The organism is Myroides odoratimimus (assembly GCF_004337635.1).
GTDB lineage: Bacteria > Bacteroidota > Bacteroidia > Flavobacteriales > Flavobacteriaceae > Flavobacterium > Flavobacterium odoratimimum.
Window position 1 is genome coordinate 1278601 of record NZ_CP037427.1, and the last position, 20286, is coordinate 1298886.

13 protein-coding genes are annotated in these 20286 nt (G+C 35.9%); 8 read left to right on the top strand and 5 right to left on the bottom strand.

What is annotated here, in order from left to right; all coding sequences use genetic code 11:
* Positions 1-2 precede the first annotated feature (2 nt).
* Both E0Z07_RS05895 and E0Z07_RS05900 read right to left on the bottom strand, forming a co-directional pair.
* Entirely contained in the window at positions 3-1460 is a 1458-nt protein-coding gene (locus E0Z07_RS05895) for an oligosaccharide flippase family protein (protein ID WP_131540464.1), read from the bottom strand.
* A 29-nt stretch (positions 1461-1489) separates the two neighbouring features.
* A complete protein-coding gene (locus E0Z07_RS05900) occupies positions 1490-2269 on the bottom strand; it encodes a PdaC/SigV domain-containing protein (RefSeq protein ID WP_131540465.1) in 780 nt (259 codons plus the stop codon).
* A gap of 238 nt (positions 2270-2507) precedes the next feature.
* On the opposite strand from E0Z07_RS05900, the gene recO reads away from it, so the two are divergent.
* The 4 genes from recO (at position 2508) to E0Z07_RS05920 (ending at position 7799) form a co-directional block, all read left to right on the top strand.
* Positions 2508-3224, top strand: coding sequence for a DNA repair protein RecO (gene recO / locus E0Z07_RS05905; protein ID WP_131540466.1), 717 nt, complete (start codon positions 2508-2510; stop codon positions 3222-3224).
* 95 nt (positions 3225-3319) lie between these two features.
* Positions 3320-6721, top strand: a complete 3402-nt coding sequence (ileS, locus tag E0Z07_RS05910; protein ID WP_131540467.1) for an isoleucine--tRNA ligase — start codon at positions 3320-3322, stop codon at positions 6719-6721.
* An 8-nt stretch (positions 6722-6729) separates the two neighbouring features.
* Entirely contained in the window at positions 6730-7116 is a 387-nt protein-coding gene (locus E0Z07_RS05915; RefSeq protein ID WP_006257765.1) for a TraR/DksA family transcriptional regulator, read from the top strand.
* A gap of 86 nt (positions 7117-7202) precedes the next feature.
* A complete protein-coding gene (locus E0Z07_RS05920) occupies positions 7203-7799 on the top strand; it encodes a lipoprotein signal peptidase (RefSeq protein WP_006257764.1) in 597 nt (198 codons plus the stop codon).
* A 164-nt stretch (positions 7800-7963) separates the two neighbouring features.
* On the opposite strand, the gene E0Z07_RS05925 is transcribed toward E0Z07_RS05920, so the two are convergent.
* From E0Z07_RS05925 to E0Z07_RS05935, 3 genes are all read right to left on the bottom strand, one after another.
* Entirely contained in the window at positions 7964-11107 is a 3144-nt protein-coding gene (locus tag E0Z07_RS05925; protein ID WP_131540468.1) for a S41 family peptidase, read from the bottom strand.
* Positions 11108-11266: 159 nt separating this feature from the next.
* Positions 11267-11830 (bottom strand): 5-formyltetrahydrofolate cyclo-ligase, encoded by a 564-nt coding sequence (locus tag E0Z07_RS05930; protein ID WP_131540469.1) that lies wholly within the window; start codon positions 11828-11830, stop codon positions 11267-11269.
* Entirely contained in the window at positions 11827-12777 is a 951-nt protein-coding gene (locus E0Z07_RS05935; RefSeq protein WP_006257760.1) for a succinylglutamate desuccinylase/aspartoacylase family protein, read from the bottom strand. The genes E0Z07_RS05930 and E0Z07_RS05935 overlap by 4 nt, the downstream gene beginning before the upstream one ends.
* 837 nt (positions 12778-13614) lie before the next feature.
* On the opposite strand from E0Z07_RS05935, the gene E0Z07_RS05940 reads away from it, so the two are divergent.
* The 4 genes from E0Z07_RS05940 (at position 13615) to E0Z07_RS05955 (ending at position 20258) form a co-directional block, all read left to right on the top strand.
* The gene (locus E0Z07_RS05940) at positions 13615-14166 is read left to right on the top strand and encodes an REP-associated tyrosine transposase (protein WP_131540470.1); all 552 of its coding nucleotides are present in this window, start codon (positions 13615-13617) and stop codon (positions 14164-14166) included.
* A gap of 365 nt (positions 14167-14531) precedes the next feature.
* Complete coding sequence (uvrC, locus tag E0Z07_RS05945) at positions 14532-16328, top strand: excinuclease ABC subunit UvrC (RefSeq protein WP_131540471.1); 1797 nt, start codon at positions 14532-14534, stop codon at positions 16326-16328.
* A 20-nt stretch (positions 16329-16348) separates the two neighbouring features.
* Positions 16349-18586 (top strand): patatin-like phospholipase family protein, encoded by a 2238-nt coding sequence (locus E0Z07_RS05950; protein ID WP_131540472.1) that lies wholly within the window; start codon positions 16349-16351, stop codon positions 18584-18586.
* A 505-nt stretch (positions 18587-19091) separates the two neighbouring features.
* A complete protein-coding gene (locus E0Z07_RS05955) occupies positions 19092-20258 on the top strand; it encodes a homogentisate 1,2-dioxygenase (RefSeq protein ID WP_006266111.1) in 1167 nt (388 codons plus the stop codon).
* Positions 20259-20286 lie beyond the last annotated feature (28 nt).

A 20286-nucleotide genomic window follows, 5' to 3' on the forward strand; every position in this document is an offset into this window, starting at 1 on the left:
ATTTATCGTTTGATCATTTTTTTGATAACGGTATTTTCAAATTTGTATATAACACCTAAGAATACGAGTATAAAGGCTATTCCAACGAAATAATTTTCTCTAAAACAGTAGAAGTAGACAAAGCTGAGGAGTATAGATATGCCTAGATATCCTCCTATAGCCTTTTTGTCATAAGGGATAGGATATTGCTTTTGTCCCATCACATAAGAGACTAGCATCATAGATGCATAGGCTATCAGTGTAGCTATCGCAGATCCCATATAGCCCCATATAGGGATAAGTATAAAGTTAAAGATCAGTGTGAATACAGCTCCCATAATAGAGATATAGGCTCCTATGGCAGTCTTGTCCCTTAGTTTATACCATACGGATAAGTTTGTATAGATTCCCATACATAAGTTGGCTAAGATGATTAGTGGAACGACAATCATCGCATCCCAATAAGATTCATTTCTAATAAACAGGACTTTCAATACATCTGCAAATACGATAACGCCTAACATAATCATACTCCCAAAAATAGTGAAGTACTTAGTAATGGTTGCGTATTTAGTAGGTGCGTCATCATTCTTGGCATAGTTAAAGAAGAACGGTTCTATACCTAGTGTATAAGCTTGTCTAAACAGAACCATAAACAATCCTAACTTATAGCATGCTGCATATTTTCCTACCTCTGATAATGCGATATCAGCTGGTAATAGTCGTTCAAGAAGTATCTTGTCAAAACCTTCATTGATAGCAAATGCTAGCCCACCTACCATAATAGGAAAACTATATTTAAGCATCTGTTTATTCAGTTCTTTATTAAACTTAAATTTAATACTGAAGTAGTCTTTATAGAAGACTAAGAAAGTGAATAAACTAGCGACAAGGTTAGCAATGAATATGTAGACTACTTGATTTCCTTCTTTATAGATAGAATGAAAGAAACTATCAGGATAGGCGGTGCTCAGCTTAGGTAGATAGTATAAGAAGAATATATTAAGTGCTGTATAAATACAGACATTGGCTATTCTGATAGCACTGTAGTATAGAGGTCTCTGATCTGCTCTAAGTTTAGCAAAAGGGACGATGACTAAGGCGTCTAGTACTAAGATAGAGAGTACATAATATAGTAGCTCTGCTGAGACATCTAATAAGGATGCCCAATAGTGTATCGTAAGTAGACTGAATACAGCAAAGAGCAGAGAAGTAAAGCCTAAGAATAATAAGCTGTTATTAATAACCTCTTTCTTATCCTCTTGTTTATTATAAAATCTAAAAAAAGCTGTTTCCATCCCAAATGATAGAATAACATTTAGAAACATCATGATAGAGAAAATAACGCTATACTGTCCGTAAGCATTATTTTGCATTAAATCTGTATGGAAAGGAACCAGAAAAAATCCGATTACTTTTGGAAACACTGCTGCTAATCCGTAGATCGCTGTTTGTTTAAATATTTTTTTATAAATGCTCACTACTTCGAGATTCTATATTAATTGGATACTTACTTATTTGATTTGTTAGGGATCAGTAGGAAGTTTAAAAAAGGTTCTATTTCTTCCTTTGAAAAGGTAATGCGTACTGGTTCGTCAGAGAATGCTGTAATATCATAGCTGTTGTAATAGGCTATGACAGATTCTTCATAGAAGAAGATATTTTCGGGCATTTTAAATACATCTTCATCGAATAATAAACCATGCGAATTAATATTGTCTTCTTTGTCTATTCCTCTTTGTTCTCTCAGTTTAGATTCTAACAATTTAGAAAAACCTTCCCAATCTTTAAACAATTCTTGATTGTTGTACTGTTCTCCTGTTAGTGGATTATAGTGTACTGCTTTCTCTCCCTTGTATCCATGAGCTCCTCCTGTGAATGTATAGTATTCTATGGCAAAACTTAACAGGTGATTATTATAAAAGGTAACGGTATTCTGTGTAGTGCCTTTCCATGGGAATGAGTCTTTAGGGAACTTTTTAGCCATTTCTGTAAATGAGTTGATAAAAGAACTCACTATTTCGTCATAAGAACTCACATCATGAGGATTTTCGTCAAATGAAAGGATGTCGTTAATGATGACTAAGTTGTTTTGATTTATCTTAGTAGTGATGTCATTTACAGGGTCTATTATCTCTGCTGTATTTATCTTCACTTCTGTACAGTCATCTTCTATACAACTTTCCAGTAGAATCTTTTGGTAAACTTTTTCTTCAAAAGAGAATTCCTTATCCTTTTTACAACTTATAAAAGTGATGAAAAGGCATAAGAATAAAAGGCTTTTTTTCATAGTGGTTTTTTTCATAGGTCTTTGCAAAGCTATGAAAATTGTTATGATTATGATTAGTTTATGTTAGATTTAGTGTTTTAAGTTTACTACCTTTTTTGAGGTATAAGAGGTTGTAAAACAGATTTTAAATAAGCTTGGAAGTTCTTTTTTTAATCTGTAAAACATATTATTTTGATACTTTTGCCCTATGTCTAAACAGTAGTGTTTTAGAAAAGAGATTTTTAAAAAGAAGAGGATTATGCAGATCAAGAGTAAAGCTATTGTACTTAGTGCTTTAAAATATCAAGAGAAAAGCTTGATCGTAAAGTGTTTTACAGAGGAACAGGGTGTTGTTAGTTTCTTTGTTCGCAATGCTTTTGCTAAAGGTAAGTCTGCTCAGAAAATGGCTTATTTTCAACCATTGACAATATTAGAGATTGATTTTATTTATAAGAATAAAGGAGGTCTAGAGTACTTTAAGGAGGTTAAAACAGCTCATGTATATCAAGATATCTATTATAATTATAGTAAGAATTGTATTGCTATTTTTATAGGTGAAGTACTACATTCAGTATTTAGAGAACCTGTTGTGGATAAAGACTTCTTTACTTTTTTAGAAGCAGCTTTACTATGGTTTGACACACATGATGAGGTCGCTAATTTTCACTTGATTCTAATGATAGAATTGACGAAGTACTTTGGATTTTATCCTGCATTAGAGGGTAGAAGTAAGCTTTATTTTAACTGGGAAGAGGGAGTGTTTACAGATCATTTTTCTCCCTGTTGTTTTGATGAAGAACCGACATTTTTGTTTAGAAAATTGATGGAATTAGGCTTCTCTAGTGACCAAAAAGTCTTTAATAATAAGGATCGAAAGAGGCTGTTAACCATGTTGATTAGCTATTATGAGCAGCATTTAAGTGAGTTCAGAAAGCCGAATTCTCTAGAGGTTTTAAAAGAAGTATTCTCTAACTAAATATTTTAATGTTTTTCCTACCAATTAATTAGGGAGATATTGGAGTAATTTGTTTAAATTCGCAAAATTGATTAAAAAATATTATAATAATAACGATGAGCACTAAATTTACAGAATATAAGAATCTTGACATGTCAGGGGTAGCATCGGAGATGCTAGAGTTTTGGAAAGAACAATCAATATTCGAAAAAAGTATTAGTACTAGAGAGGATAATAAACCTTTCGTGTTTTTCGAAGGCCCACCTTCAGCTAATGGTAAACCAGGAATTCACCACGTGATGGCTCGTGCTATTAAGGATATTTTTTGTCGTTATAAAACTCAGAAGGGGTTCCAAGTAAAGCGTAAAGCTGGATGGGATACGCATGGACTACCTGTAGAGTTAGGTACAGAGAAAGAACTTGGAATCACGAAAGAGGATATCGGAACTAAAATTACAATAGAAGAATATAATCAAGCTTGTAAACGTACTGTAATGCGTTATACAGATCTATGGAATGACCTTACTGAAAAGATGGGTTATTGGGTAGATATGAACGATCCTTATGTGACTTACAAGTCTAAATATATGGAATCAGTATGGTGGTTGTTAAAACAGATCTATGATAAAGATTTGTTATACAAAGGATATACTATCCAACCTTATTCTCCTAAAGCTGGTACAGGTCTATCATCACATGAGATTAACCAGCCAGGAGCATATAAAGATATCACTGATACAACTATCGTAGCACAGTTTAAAGCTATTGATGAGACATTACCAGAGTTTTTAAAAGGATTTGGTACTATTCATTTCTTAGCTTGGACGACTACTCCATGGACGTTGCCATCAAATACGGCATTGACTGTAGGGCCTAAGATTGACTATGTATTAGTGAAGTCGTTTAACCAATATACTGGTGAGGCGATTAATGTGGTATTAGGTAAACCACTAGTTGGTAAGCAGTTTGCAGGGAAGTTTGCAGCTGTAGAAACTGAAGAAGAATTAAACGCATATAAAGAAGGTGATAAAAAGATTCCTTACTTAGTAGTTAAGGAATTTAAAGGTGCTGATTTAGTAGGTACTAAATATGAGCAGCTATTGCCATACGTATTGCCATACCAAAATCCTGAGAACGCATTCAGAGTGATTTCTGGAGACTTCGTAACTACAGAAGATGGTACTGGTATCGTACATACAGCTCCTACTTTTGGAGCAGATGATGCTAAGGTAGCTAAAGAAGCTACACCAGAAGTACCACCTATGCTTATCCTTGATGCAGACGAGAACCCAGTTCCTTTAGTAGACTTACAAGGTCGTTTCGTTAAAGAGATGGGAGACTTAGGAGGTAAATATGTGAAGAACGAATATTACGATGAAGGGCAAGCGCCTGAGCGCTCTGTAGACGTAGAAATAGCTATTCGTTTAAAAGAAGAAAACAAAGCGTTCAAAGTAGAGAAGTATGTTCACAGCTACCCACATTGTTGGAGAACGAACAAGCCTGTGTTGTATTACCCATTAGACTCTTGGTTTATCAAGATCACTGAGGTAAAAGAGCGCATGTTCGAATTAAACGAAGAAGTGAACTGGAAGCCTAAAGCGACTGGAGAGGGACGTTTTGGTAACTGGATTAAGAATGCAAATGACTGGAACTTATCTCGTTCTCGTTTCTGGGGTATTCCATTGCCGATCTGGAGATCTGAGGATAAGACAGAAGAGTTGGTAGTAGGATCTGTAGAAGAGTTAATGAATGAGATTAATAAATCTATGGCTGCTGGTATCCAAACAGCTAATCCTTTTGAAGGATTCGTAGTAGGAGATATGAGTGAAGAGAACTATGATAAAGTAGATTTACATAAGAATGTAGTTGATAATATCGTATTAGTATCTCCTTCTGGTAAGCCTATGCGTCGTGAGTCAGACTTAATTGATGTTTGGTTTGATTCAGGATCGATGCCTTATGCACAATGGCACTATCCATTTGAGAATAAAGATTTAATAGACAATAATAAATCATATCCTGCAGACTTTATCGCTGAGGGAGTTGACCAGACACGTGGATGGTTCTATACATTACACGCTATTGCTACATTAGTATTCGATACTAAAGCATATAAGAATGTAGTGTCTAACGGATTAGTGTTAGATAAGAATGGATTAAAGATGTCTAAGAGTTTAGGTAATACTGTAGATCCATTTGAAACATTAGCTGAGCACGGACCAGATGCTACGCGTTGGTATATGATTTCGAATGCTAATCCATGGGATAACTTGAAGTTTGACCTTGATGGTATTACAGAAGTAAGAAGAAAGTTCTTTGGGACATTATATAATACTTATAACTTCTTTGCGTTATATGCTAATATCGATGGATTTAAATACGAAGAGAAAGACATTCCATTAGCAGAAAGACCTGAGATAGACAGATGGATCTTATCAGAGTTAAATACTTTAGTACAACGTGTAGACGAATTCTATGCAGAGTATGAGCCAACGAAAGCAGCTCGTGCGATTACAGATTTCGTTACAGAGAACTTGAGTAACTGGTATGTGCGTCTATGTAGAAGAAGATTCTGGAAAGGTGAATATGCACAAGATAAGATAGCAGCTTACCAAACATTGTATACCTGTTTATTAACAGTAGCTAAACTAGGATCTCCTATTGCTCCGTTCTTTATGGATAAACTTTACAGAGACTTAACTTTAGCTACACATGGAGAAAGTTTCGAATCTGTACATTTGGCTAATTTCCCAGAATTCAAGGAAGAGTTCGTTGATAAAGCATTAGAAAGCAGAATGCAAAAAGCTCAAATCATTTCTTCATTAGTGTTATCACTTCGTAAGAAAGAGATGATTAAGGTACGTCAACCATTACAGAGAGTTATGATTCCTGTACTTGATGAGAACCAAAGAAATGAGATATTAGCTATCGCTGATCTAATCAAAGCTGAGGTTAATGTGAAAGAAATCGAGTTGCTAGATGATGCTTCAGGTATCTTAGTAAAACAGATCAAGCCTAACTTTAAAACATTAGGGCCACGATTTGGTAAGGATATGGGGCTGATTGCGAATAAGATACAAGGTTTTGGACAAGAAGAAATCGCATTAATTGAAAGAAATGGTGAGATTACGCTAGAACTATCAGAAAAAAGTGTTACTTTAACAGTAGCAGATGTTGAGATTACTTCTCAAGATATTGAAGGATGGCTAGTTGCTAATGAAGCTGGACTAACAGTAGCGTTAGACATCACTATCAGTCCTGAATTGAGAAAAGAAGGTATCTCAAGAGAGTTAGTAAATAGAATTCAGAACATCAGAAAAGATTCTGGATTTGAAGTTACAGACAAGATTGTAGTAAAAATACTAGAAGAAAAAGAAATAAAAGAGGCTGTTTTAGCGAATGAAGACTATATTAAGTCTGAAACACTAACACACACATTAGAATTCGTGACTGAGTTGAGCGAGGGTGTAGATGTAGAGTTTGATGAGCTAAAAACGCGAGTGTTAATTTTAAAATAATTAAAATTATGAAAGAAGTAGGTGAAATTGTACGTTATTCTGATGCAGATTTAGCTGAATTTAAGGTGTTAATATCGGCTAAGATTGAGAAAGCTCAAGCAGATTTAGAATTAATTAAAAGCGCCTATATGAATGATTTGAATAATGGTACAGATGATACATCACCTACATTCAAAGCGTTTGAAGAAGGAAGCGAAACAATGTCTAAAGAAGCGAATGCTCAGTTAGCAATACGTCAAGAGAAGTTTATTCGCGATTTAAAAAATGCATTAATCCGTATTGAAAACAAGACTTACGGTATATGTAAAGTAACAGGGAAACTAATCGATAAAGAAAGATTGAAATTAGTTCCACATGCTACTATGAGTATCGAGGCAAAGAATCTGCAACGTTAATCTTTAATAAATTTAAAAACGCTCCATTAGGAGCGTTTTTTTTATGTGATAAAATAACTACATTTGCTCCTTGTAAATAAAGAAAAATGTCGTTAAAGAGAGCTTACCTACTTGTTTTGATAGTATTGATACTAGATCAGCTATTGAAGATATATATTAAAACTAATTTTTTATTAAATGATGAGATAGTCGTTTTTGATTGGTTTCGCATTCATTTTATAGAGAATGAGGGTATGGCCTGGGGGGTAGAGTTGCCTGGTGATTACGGTAAACTTGCTTTGACATTATTTAGAATAGTAGCTGTATGCGGTATCGCATGGTGGTTAAATGATTCTTTCAAGAAGAAAGCTTCTAATTATCTTATCGTAGCGATTGCTTTAATTATGGCAGGAGCTTTAGGTAATATTATTGATTCTATATTCTATGGAGTTATTTTTAATGAGAGTACACCAGGGCAGATAGCAACGATGTTTTCAGATCAACCTTATGGTAGTTGGTTTCACGGTAAGGTAGTAGATATGTTTTATTTCCCTATCTGGAAAGGATATCTACCTGAGTGGTTACCTATCTGGGGAGGAAACTACTTTACTTTCTTCAATGCTATTTTTAATATTGCGGATGTAGCTATATCAGTAGGCGTAGGTATCTTAATCGTATTTAGTAAAAAAGTATTTAAAAACTAACAATATGGCTCTCTTTTAGGGAGCCTTTTTTTATATGTAGAGATTGGGCTAGATATAGATGATTCGTTGCTTAAATCACCTCGTATGAAGGTGATGGAGTAGGAGGTGAACTATAGCCTAAGATATAAAAGTATAAAGGCTTCCTTCAGGAAGCCTTTACTGTATTATTTAATGTCATTCAAGATTTCTTGAACAGCTCTCTCTAGTTGAGGATCATTGTCATTTAATCTATCTACGAATGTGTTTTTAACATAGATATCAGGTGCAACACCTGTTTTCTCTAGGTTCTGCCCATCCAGTGTATAAGTACCCCATGATGGTAATCTATATGATGAGCCGTCTACTAAGCTCTTACCAGAAGTGAAGATAATCCATCTATAGGTCTCTTGACCGATGATTTTACCTAGTTTTAAAGCTTTAAATCCTGCGGCAGTCATCTCGGCATCACTCAGAGACGATTCATTGATAAGTAGGACTATTGGCTTACCACTAGGGGTGAAGTTACTCTGTACTGTTAGTTTACCTTCTCTATACTTCCATTGTAGATAGGGTCTTTGAGATAAGAAGTTCAGTACCTTATCATGTACATTCCCTCCTGTATTATAACGCAAGTCTAAGATCACACCTTCTTTATTAGCCTCTTGTTCTACCATATCGAGTAAGAATCTGTCTAACTCAGGTGAAGTCATATTCTTCATATATGTATATGCGATACGATTATCACTAAGCTTGTTTACGCGTTGTTTATTTGTAAAAATCCATTCGTCATAGAGTAGTGACTTCATGTCTCCAAAAGAGATAGGATGTAGCTTCGTATTAATCTCTTTTCCTCCTCTATTGAATGTTAAGCTTATTTCTTCTTGACGATTAGGGAAAGCGAAATAAGTATCCCTATTCGCTTTATCATCTACTTTCTGCCCATTCACTTTGGTTAATACATCGCCTGGTTTAATGTCTATGTCTGTTGCATAAGCAGGAGATTTACGTACGATGCGCTCTACTTGATAAGGCTTATCCGTATTGAATACGATACCAGTCTCATAAGATCTGTAGCTTAGTTTTGTCTTTTCTTCACTTCCAGAAGAATTAAACCCTAAATGAGAAGAACCTAATTCTCCTAACATATCGTTTAGTAAGATACGCAGGTCATTTCTGCTATTAACATCTGGTAGATATTGAGCGAATTGCTCTTTCATATTATCCCAATCTATACCGTGGAAAGTTTCGTCATAAAAATTCTCCTCTACACCAGCCCATGTCTCATAATACATTTGGTTGAACTCATCTGCCAAGTTTTTAGTAAAGCTGTGTTTGATTTTAATCTGCTCAGGCTTACCTTTGCTTAACTCAAAACTATAGATATTACCACTGATTAGTGCATATACTTTTTTGTCGCGTTGAAGTAACTGATTCGCGCGTTTATCGAATACTTTCTCACTTTTATTATCTTCGAAGTCTTCGTAAACTGTTTTGTATAAATTGCCTTTTCCGTTTTCTTGATTCGTGTTATAGAACACTACCTCTTTTTTATCATCAGCGAATACGATAGGATTATATTGGTTACCAAAACGGTCACTTACCTGTTCTATACGGTCAAGTAGTCCCTCTGTGTTTATCTTAATAGATTTCACTTTTGGGGTATCGTCTTGTTTTTTCTTTTTGTCCTTTTTCTTAGTATCTTTTGTATCCTCTTCTTTCTTCTCTACGAATAGTTTGTCAAACTGATCAGACTTAAATGCATCTGTCTGCCAGTCTACAGAGAATCGGTAGATACTAGGATTTTGCATTCCTAGAGGATAAGAAGGATTAAGTCTATCACTCATAAAGTAGATATACTTCCCACTAGGAGACCAGTAAGGGCTAGACTCTGCTACACCTGTATTCGTTAAGTTAATGGTCTCATTCTTTGCGATATGATGAACAAAGATGTCCTCTTCAAAATTGCGCTTAGCGGTGAATAGTACATATTCGCCATTAGGAGAGAAAGAAGGTATAGAGTTTTGGAATGCCCATATCTCGTCTTTCACTATTACTTTAGAAGTATAAGTCGTCAAGTCTAATAATCTCACTTCATCTCTACCACTTAGGTATACAGCTTTAGTCATTTCTTTATTTAAAGTAATGTCTCTGTTGTTGCGATTATCAGAAGTTAATTGAGTAACTGTTCCCTTGCCATCAGCAGATCTTTTAAACCAATTTTGGTATCCTTTATACGTCTGACTGTATAGTAGTGTCTTGTTGTCCTTTAACCATTTTACTTCCATAACACGTTCTTTACCATCCGATACTGCTTGTACGAATTTTCCTTCGATATCCGATACGAATAATATCCCACGACTAACGAATGCAATCTTCTTGGCATCGGGAGATACATCGAAGTATTCCATATTCTCTTCTACAGCATAAGACTGCTCTTTCTCGATAGCTTTATTCGTGTTTACAGAAGTAGCTAGAGGTGTTATAGACTTAGTAGCTGTGTCAAGTACATAAATCATATAATCTTTCTCAAAAACGACTTTACTACCATCTGCTGACACATAAGGTTTCTTGATAGAGGTATCGAAGTTCGTCAAGGCTACTTTCTTTCCATTGTCGAAGGTGTATAAGTTATAGTTACCATTGTTCTCGTCTGAGATGAAGTATATCTTCCCATTCCTATCTACTGTAGGGTTAAAATCCTTTCCTTCATAATCTGTATAAGATTTGAATGCCTTAGTCGTAGGATTATAACCTAGTATATCTGGGTTGTTCTCTCCTTTATAACGCTTACGAGTAGTCTGACTAGCACTCTCCATAGAGCTAGTGAATAAGTACTCACCAGCAGGAGTAACTACTAATCCATTTGTATTATTAAAGTAGTTTGTGAACAGTGGCTTAGGAGTACCACCATTGATATCTATAGCATAAGAACCAAAGTTATTATTCGCGTTAGAAGTGAAGTAAATCGTCTTACTATCCCAACTCCAGCTCTCTACATCTTCAGAAGCTTGGTGATAAGTAAGTTGTGTGATTTGTCCTCCTGTTAGAGGCATTAAGAATACATCTCTGTTGCCGTATTGGTCAGAAGAGAATGCAAGCCATTTTCCATCAGGAGATACACGAGGGTTAGTCTCGCTGCCTTCTAAGGCAGTTATTCTTAGAGCTTCTCCACCAGCTGTTGGAGCTTGCCATATATCGCCATTATAGCTAAAGTAAGTAGTCTTTCCATCAGGGCTTAGTGATGGGGTAGAAGCAAATTTAGGTGATTGCTGTCCCCATGCTAAACTTACAAGAGAAAGTGTAAGTAAGGTGATAGTGTTTTTGATCATTGGTTAATATTTTTAATAAACATAAAAATATTTTCCCTAACTCACTAATCCTAATTTAGTTTTAATTGTTGACAGATGCCTAATAGCAAGGTGCCTGTATTCAAATAGATCTATAAAAAGAACGAGACAATACCTCAATATTGTCTCGTTCTATATGTATTAAAATCGATATACTTCTGTCGGTGTGATGCAATAGTCAAGAGGGATATCTCCCTCTCTTACATCACTGATATGGTCTTCTGGTGGGAAGAAACTCAGTCCTACTTTGATCACATCGGGCTTGCATTCTGCTAAGAATCTATCGTAAAACCCCTTGCCATAGCCTATTCTATTTCCTTGTTTGTCATAAGCTAATAAGGGAATGAAGACTACATCAAGCTGTTTTTCGCTTACTTGAATGCCGTCTATAGGTTCAGGAATACCATAACTATTGACTTTAATCGTAGTGTTATCCGTCAAGAGGTAATGTGACAATGTCCCCTCCTTGAAGTCAGATTTAGATAAGATAGTATTCTTATCCTTACCCGCTAATATCTGAAGTAGGTATTCTGTATCTATTTCTTTTTTATTTCGAATACTTAGAAACAGGTGATAGTTCACCTTATCCCAGATCGGTAACTGTAGTGCTTGATTTGCGATTTCTAAACTGAGGTCATCTATTCTATCTAAGTCTAAGTTATCTCTAAGAGCTTTATATTTTAATCTTAATTCTTCTTTATTCATTTTTTTAATGTTTTTGAGATGTGAAATACTGCATCTCCTTGATAGACTATAGGAGCATCATTTACATTGATTACATAGCCTGCATTCGGTGCTTTGATTGTTGTGTTTTCTTTTCCATACGGGTCAGATACCTCTGCTAATACAGCTCCTTTCTCTACGTACGAACCTATTTTTACCTGATCGTGTAATAATCCAGAACGCTTAGCACGTACCCAAATAGAGTTGGTGATGATGGTCATATCTTCTTTAGGAGGACAGATGCTAAACTCATCTTTCAACATATCAAAAGAGTGTAAGAATCGCTTCGTACCTTCTACTCCCATTTCAGATACATCAGAGTTAATATCTAAGGACTTTCCTCCTTCGAATAATAGCATTTTGATACCTTTCTTAGCACACGCATTTCTAAAAGAACCAGCTATCTGTGCTGAGTACAATAAGAAAGGCGGATGAAAGATTGTCGCTAGTTCTTCTAACTCTAGGTTTTCTGGAGCGATTCTGATTTGAGGAGCGTTAAATCTACTTGCACCTCCTGCGTGAAAGTCGATAGCATAGTCTACATGAGGCAAGATATAGTTCACGAGATAATGGGCAAAGCGCCCTGCTAGTGAGCCAGTCTTACTACCAGGGAATACCCTGTTCATATCTCTACCATCTGGGAACTCTCTAGATTGGTTAATAAAACCAAATATATTAATTACAGGGATACAAATAATCGTACCTCGCTTAGGAACATTCATCCCACGATGTACTATCTGACGTACGATATCCACCCCATTCAACTCATCACCATGTAGCCCAGCAGAGAGTAATACGGTAGGACCGTCTAGTCTAGCTCTAGATACGATAACAGGTATTTTAAGTTTAGTAGCTGTGTGTAATCTTGCGATTTCAAGGTTTAAAGTCTTGGTTTCACCAGGATGGATTGTTTCATCTAGTATAGTCATCTTTCTAACAATTTTGGAACTGTGAAGATATTAAAAGTTTCGCATTAGTGTTTTACTCGAAAGAGACAAATCGTTACTAGTGGTATTTTTAGTGCGGAGTATGTAAGTATAGTGCTTAAGTAATGTAATGTCACGGATTGCAAATCCGCGACAACAGGTACTATGTGAGGTAGTTCGTTTAGTTATGCAGTTCGCGTGGATTTGCAATCCGTGCGGAGTATGTAAGTATAGTGTTTGTTTAATGTCACGGATTGCAAATCCGCGACAACGAGTCCGCGACAACAAGTATTGCGTGAGGTAGTTCGCTTAGTTTTGCTGTTCTTACGGATTTGTCATCCGTGCGGAGTATGTAAGTATAGTGTTTGTTTAATGTCACGGATTGCAAATCCGCGACAACGAGTCTGCGACAATAAGTATTGCGTGAGGTAGTTTGTTTAGTTTAGTAGTTTGCACGGATTTGCAATCCGTGCGGAGTATGTAAGTATAGTGCTTAAGTAATGTAATGTCACGGATTGCAAATCCGCGACAACGAGTCTGCGACAATAAGTATTGCGTGAGGTAGTTCGTTTAGTTTAGTAGTTCGCGCGGATTTGTAATCCGTGCGGAGTATGTAAGTATAGTGCTTAAGTAATGTAATGTCACGGATTGCAAATCCGCGACAACGAGTCCGCGACAACAAGTACTATGTGAGGTAGTTCGTTTAGTTTAGCAGTTCGCGCGGATTTGCAATCCGTGCGGAATATATAATCCTTTTAAATTGCTTTGATTAGTGTTATTCTTTTTTATTTCTAGTGTTTAACTTTAGGTGTTATTTCTAATTTTAAAAATAGTGCCATAATGTCAACGAAGTACAAAGCTCTTGAAGTAGATAAAGCTTATTTTATAACTATTACCACTGTGGGATGGGTAGATGTGTTCACTCGTTTAAATCAGAAGTATGTTATTATTGATGCTTTGAGATACTGTCAAAAGAATAAAGGATTAGAGATTTATGCTTATGTTTTAATGCATAGTCATCTACATATGTTTTGTAGAAGTAATGGTAAACTTACAATTGCTGAAATAATGCGTGATTTTAAAAAATTCACAAGTAAGAAAATTATTGAAACGATAAATGAAGAGCCAGAGAGTAGACGCGAATGGTTATTAGGATATTTTGAAAAGAGTTGTGTTTATCTCAAAAGAAATCAACAGTATAAAGTATGGCAAGATGGGTATCATGCTGAAGAGATATATTCAAATAAGTTTATAAGACAAAAGATTAATTATATACATCAGAATCCTGTGGAGGAAAAGATTGTGGTTAAAGCAGAGGATTATTATTTTAGTTCTGCTCGTAACTATAATGGATTAGAAAACGAATTGGATATTGTAGAGGTATTTATATAGTTTATAATGTCACGGATTGCAAATCCGCGAAAACGAATCCACGACAATAAGTACTATGTGAGGTAGTTCGTTTAGTTTAGCAGTTCGCGCGGATTTGTAATCCGTGCGGAGTATAAATAGTGTTAGTATAATGTCACGGATTGCAAATCCGCGACAACGAATCCACAACAACAAGTATTGCGTGAGGTAGTTCTTTTAGTTTAGTAGTTCGCGTGGATTTGTAATCCGTGCGGAGTTTAAATAGTGTTAGTGTAATGTCACGGATTGCAAATCCGCGACAACGAAGCGTAGCGTCTTGTATAAACTGAACAGTTTTTTTAGCAAAGGAAATAGTTTTAGTATTTTTGTGAGTATAATATTTACTTATGCAGGTTTCACCTTCTTTAGCGGTACAGATACAGACATTGCCAGATCAGCCAGGAGTATATCAATACTATGATAAGGATGATAAGATACTGTATGTAGGTAAGGCTAAAAACTTAAAGAAAAGGGTTAGTTCGTACTTTAATAAAATACACGATAACGCCAAGACAAATGTGTTGGTGAAGAAGATTGTGACGATAAAGCATATCGTTGTGCCTACGGAGACAGATGCATTACTGCTAGAAAACAACTTGATCAAGCAGTTACAGCCACGTTATAATGTGTTGCTAAAGGACGATAAGAGTTATCCATGGATATGTATTAAGAAAGAACCTTTTCCGAGAGTGTTTACTACACGTCGAATGGTGAAGGATGGATCAGAGTACTTCGGGCCTTATACGAGTATCAAGACTGTGCATACGCTGATTGATTTGATTAAAGAATTATATCCGTTGCGTACGTGTAATCTTGATTTGACGATTAGTAATGTGCGCAGTGGGAAGTATAAGGTGTGTCTAGAGTATCATATCGGTAACTGTGGTGGGCCATGCGAGGAGCGTGAGAGTGATAAGCAATACGACAATAAGATCAGAGCTATCCGAGACATCTTGAAAGGGAATTTTAAAGAGAGTCTAAAGGAGTTTAAGGATTATATGATGGAGTTGGCTTCTAATATGGAATTTGAAGAGGCACAAAAGGTAAAGGATAAAATAGATCTGTTAGAGAATTACCAGTCTAAGTCTACTATTGTTAGTTCTAAGATTAGCAATGTGGATGTGTTCTCTATCATCTCGGATGAAGGAGCTGCTTATGTTAACTTTCTACAAGTGTCTTATGGTGCGATCATTCGTTCTCATACGATGGAGTTGAAGAAGAAGTTAGACGAGACAGATGAGGAGTTATTAGAGCTTGCGATAACAGAATTAAGAGAGCGCTTTCACTTGAATTCTAAAGAGATTATTGTTCCTTTTGATGTTGAGGTGCAAGAAGGGATACATGTGACTGTTCCTAAGCTTGGTGACAAGAAGAAATTACTAGACTTATCAGAGCGCAATGCTAAGTATTATAGAATAGATCAGCTTAAACAGATTAAGATAGTGGATCCAGAGCGTCATGTGAACCGTATCATGACACAGATGAAGAAGGACTTGCGTATGCATGTAGAGCCACGCCATATAGAGTGTTTTGATAACTCGAATATACAGGGGACTAATCCAGTTTCTGCTTGTGTTGTCTTTAAAGATGGGAAACCTAGTAAGAAAGATTACCGCCACTTCAATGTGAAGACTGTAGAAGGACCTAATGACTATGATACGATGGAAGAGATCGTGTATAGACGTTATAAGCGTGTGATAGAAGAAGGACAACCATTACCTGATCTTATTGTGATAGATGGAGGTAAGGGACAGTTAGGTGTAGCAGTTAATTGCCTTGAGCGATTAGGGATCAGAGGGAAGGTGTCTATTATCAGTTTGGCAGAGCGATTAGAAGAAATCTTCTATCCAGGAGATAGTGTTCCCTTGTATTTAGATAAGCGATCTGAGACGATGAAGGTGATCATACACCTTAGAGATGAAGCACACCGATTTGGGTTGACATTTCATAGAAACCAACGCAGTAAGAACGCGATAACAAGTGAGCTTGATGGGATCAGTGGTGTTGGAGAGAAAACAAAAACGACACTGATGAATCATTTTAAATCGACAAAGAGAATCAAAGAAGCTAGCTTAGAAGATTTAGAAAAAGTAATAGGAAAGTCAAAAGGGAAGCTTGTATTTGATTTTTTTCAAGTAAATTAGAGAAAAAATTAAAAATAGCGATGTATAGAATAATATTACTAATGTTTTGCTCTATCCTTTTAGCATCAAATAGTTATGCTTCAGAGGGAGAGAAAGGTAGACCAAAAGTGGGTTTAGTACTGAGTGGAGGTGGTGCTAAGGGATTAGCTCATATCGGAGTGCTAAAAGTATTAGAAGAAGAGGGGGTAAAAGTAGATTATATCGCTGGTACTAGTATGGGAGCTATCGTAGGAGGACTGTATGCTTCTGGATATACTGCCACAGAGTTAGACTCTATTTTTAATAGTATTGATGTTTCGGCTTTGATTAAGGATTATATCCCTCGTATATCTAAATCGTTTTATGAGAAGAAGAATGATGAGATCTATGCATTGACATTGCCTTTCGATAAGTTTAGAATTGGGTTTCCTAAAGCCCTGTCTAGAGGGATGTACAACTATAACTTGATGAATAAGCTATTAGCTCACGTTCGTCATGTTAGAGATTTTAGTGAGTTACAGATTCCGTTTTTATGTATAGCGACTGATTTAGAGACAGGAGAAGGGGTTGTTTTAAAAGAAGGGTATTTACCGCAGGTTATTTTAGCTAGTGGGGCGTTCCCTTCATTATTTGCTCCAGTGAAGATAGATGGCAAGTATTTAATAGATGGAGGGGTGGTTAATAACTATCCAATCGATCAGTTAAGAGCTATGGGAGCTGATATTGTTATTGGGGTGGATGTACAAGACGACCTTAAGACAATAGAACAGATAGAAGGGGCACCTGATTTGCTATTGCAGATATCGAATTACTCTACGATTAATCAGATGAAGAGTAAACTTCCTAAGACAGATGTATATATCAAACCAGATATTGTTGGTTATACTGTGGTGTCGTTTGACGAAGGGAAGCCGATTATAGAAAGAGGGGTAGATGCTGCGAATAAAGTAATTGTTGATTTAAAATTATTAGGAGGGAATAAGGATGTTGTTAAAGATCACTTCTTGCCTAAACAATCGGATTCTATCGCGATAACAGATATTGAAATTAAAGGATTGAACAAATATACTAGAAGGTACGTACACGGTAAGTTAGGTTTCAAGCCGAATACTAAGATTTCTTTTGACCAGTTAGCAGACGGTATCACACAGTTAAACGGTACTGAAAACTTTAGTAGTATGACTTATAAGTTCGAAGCTGATGGGGATGAGGATAAGATGAAGATGGAACTAGTGGAGAATCCTGTTAATCGTTATCTGAAGTTAGGAGTGCATTATGATGGATTGTATAAAGCAGCAGCTTTAGTCAACGTTACTCAGAAGCACCTTTTTACGAAGAGTGATGTTGCCTCATTAGACTTGGCATTAGGGGATAATGTACGTTATAACTTTAACTACTTTGTAGATAATGGATTTTATTGGAGTGTAGGAGTTTCTTCTAGGTATAATCAGTTTAGTCGAGATCTACCTTATGCGATGTTAGTTGGAAGTAGTGGAGGAGAGATAAATATAGAGAATGCACCTGCTAAGTTTGGTGTGGACTATGCGGATCTAGAAAATAAGTTGTATTTCCAAACTTTTTACCAACAGAAGTATTTGTTGAATATCGGTTTTGAGCATCGATTCTTAGATATTAGAAGTAAGACCTTAAACCTGCCTAATTCTAGATTTGATAGAAATCATTACTTAGGAGGATTTGCTAATGTGACGATGGATACTTATGACAATAAGTATTTTCCTCGAAAAGGATTCTTGTTTAAAGGAGAATATAAAAACTATTTTTATTCAACAGAAAATGAGAATTATGTCCCACATGACTTTGATAATTTTTCAACGCTTACAGGACAAATAGGATATGCTACGCGTATCACTGATAAGTTAGCAATAGATATAAAATCAAGATTAGGAACCGTGATAGGGACTACTCCTAGTCTAGGATTTGGTTATGCTTTAGGAGGATATGGTTTTGCAGATCGTGATAATGTTATCCCGTTTTTTGGATATGAGTTATTAGGGATAGGAGGAGACTCTTTCATTATGGGAGGTATTACTTTTGATTATGAAATATTCAAGAAGCACCATATTAATTTTACTGCTAATTATGCGAATGCAGGAGAGAAGATCTTCTCAAGTTCAGATTGGTTCACTAAGGCGAAGTATTCTGGATATGCAGTAGGATATGGAATGCAAACCATGATAGGACCTATAGAAGCTAAGTTTACTTATTCGCCAGAGACAGGAAGTACTTATTCTATATTCTCTGTGGGATTCTGGTTCTAAGAATATTAGAAGAGATCAAAACGGGTATATTAAAATTCATAGTTTTAATATACCCGTTTTTTATTCTTTACTATGCAGTAGTACTGCTATTTGCTGATATGTGTGTTTAATTTGTGTTTTGTTAGGGATATGTAAAATATATTTGGACAAAAAATTGTATAATTCATTTTTATTTCGATATTTGTGTTATTATGAAAACACAATGGGACGGTTTATTGGCTTATTTAAAGTTTCTCATCAAGCGCAAGCCTGAATGAGTACTTTTACTTTTTATATTATTCCTAATTAAACATTAGCCAAATGTTGTAATGTACCCTAGTGTATGTAGTGTAGTAGCTTATTATGACTTTTATAGCTACACCTTTCTATACATTTTGACCTGGCAGCTCTGTTGAGGTTGACTTCACAAGATATCTTTAGATGCATTGCCTTGTATGCTTGACGTTGTCTATTCTTTTTTGTTTAATCAGGAATCTGAATCACCAACCAAAAATATTAAGTAATTATGCCTTTATATCATCACTTAGGGAGTATTCCCCCTAAACGTCACACCGTATTCCGAAAGGAAAATGGGGACTTATATTATGAGCAATTGTTTGGTACAATTGGCTTCGATGGTATGTATACCAATATGTATCACGAGCACCGACCTACGCAGGTAAAGAAGATTTTAGGACAGTATAGTATTGCGCCTAAAATAGCAAAGTCTAATCACATTCAATCTTATCGTTTACGTGGTTTTCAGGTAGCTCCTGAGAATGATTATTTAGAAAGCCGAAAAGCAGTTTTGACCAATAGTGACTGTACCATTGTATTAGCGGCACCTAAACAATCATTAAGAGATTACTTTTATAAAAACACGGATTCTGATGAATTAATTTTTATTCATAAGGGGACAGGTACATTGCGTACGATGTTAGGTAACCTTACTTTTAAGTATGGTGACTACCTGCTGATACCTCGAGGAATTATTTATCAGATCGATTTTGATACGGAAGATAATAGACTATTTATCGTAGAGTCTAGACGTCCTATCTATACGCCTAAGCGCTATCGCAACTGGTTTGGACAGTTATTAGAGCATTCTCCATTCTGTGAGCGGGATATTAGACGTCCGGATGTATTAGAAACTTTTAATGAGACAGGAGATTTTCTTATTAAAGTAAGAAAGCAAGATGAGATATTTGAGATGGTTTATGCTACACATCCTTTTGATGTTGTGGGATATGATGGGTATAATTATCCATATGCATTCTCTATTCATGACTTCGAACCGATAACTGGGAGGATTCACCAACCACCACCAGTGCATCAGACATTTGAGACAGATGCATTTGTAGTGTGTTCTTTTGTACCACGTCTATATGACTATCATCCAGATTCTATTCCAGCGCCTTATAACCACAGTAATATTGATAGTGATGAGGTGTTGTATTATGTAGATGGAGACTTTATGAGTCGTAATGATATCGCTCCAGGGCATATCTCTCTGCATCCTGCAGGTATACCTCATGGACCACATCCTGGTGCAGCAGAGCGTTCGATAGGTAAGACTGAAACACAAGAATTGGCAGTGATGGTAGATACTTTTAAACCTCTTATGGTAACTGAAGAGGCGATGAAGATAGCAGATGAACAATATTACCAATCGTGGTTAGAACCTGAGAAATAACAATCAAACAACAACCTAAAAACTATAT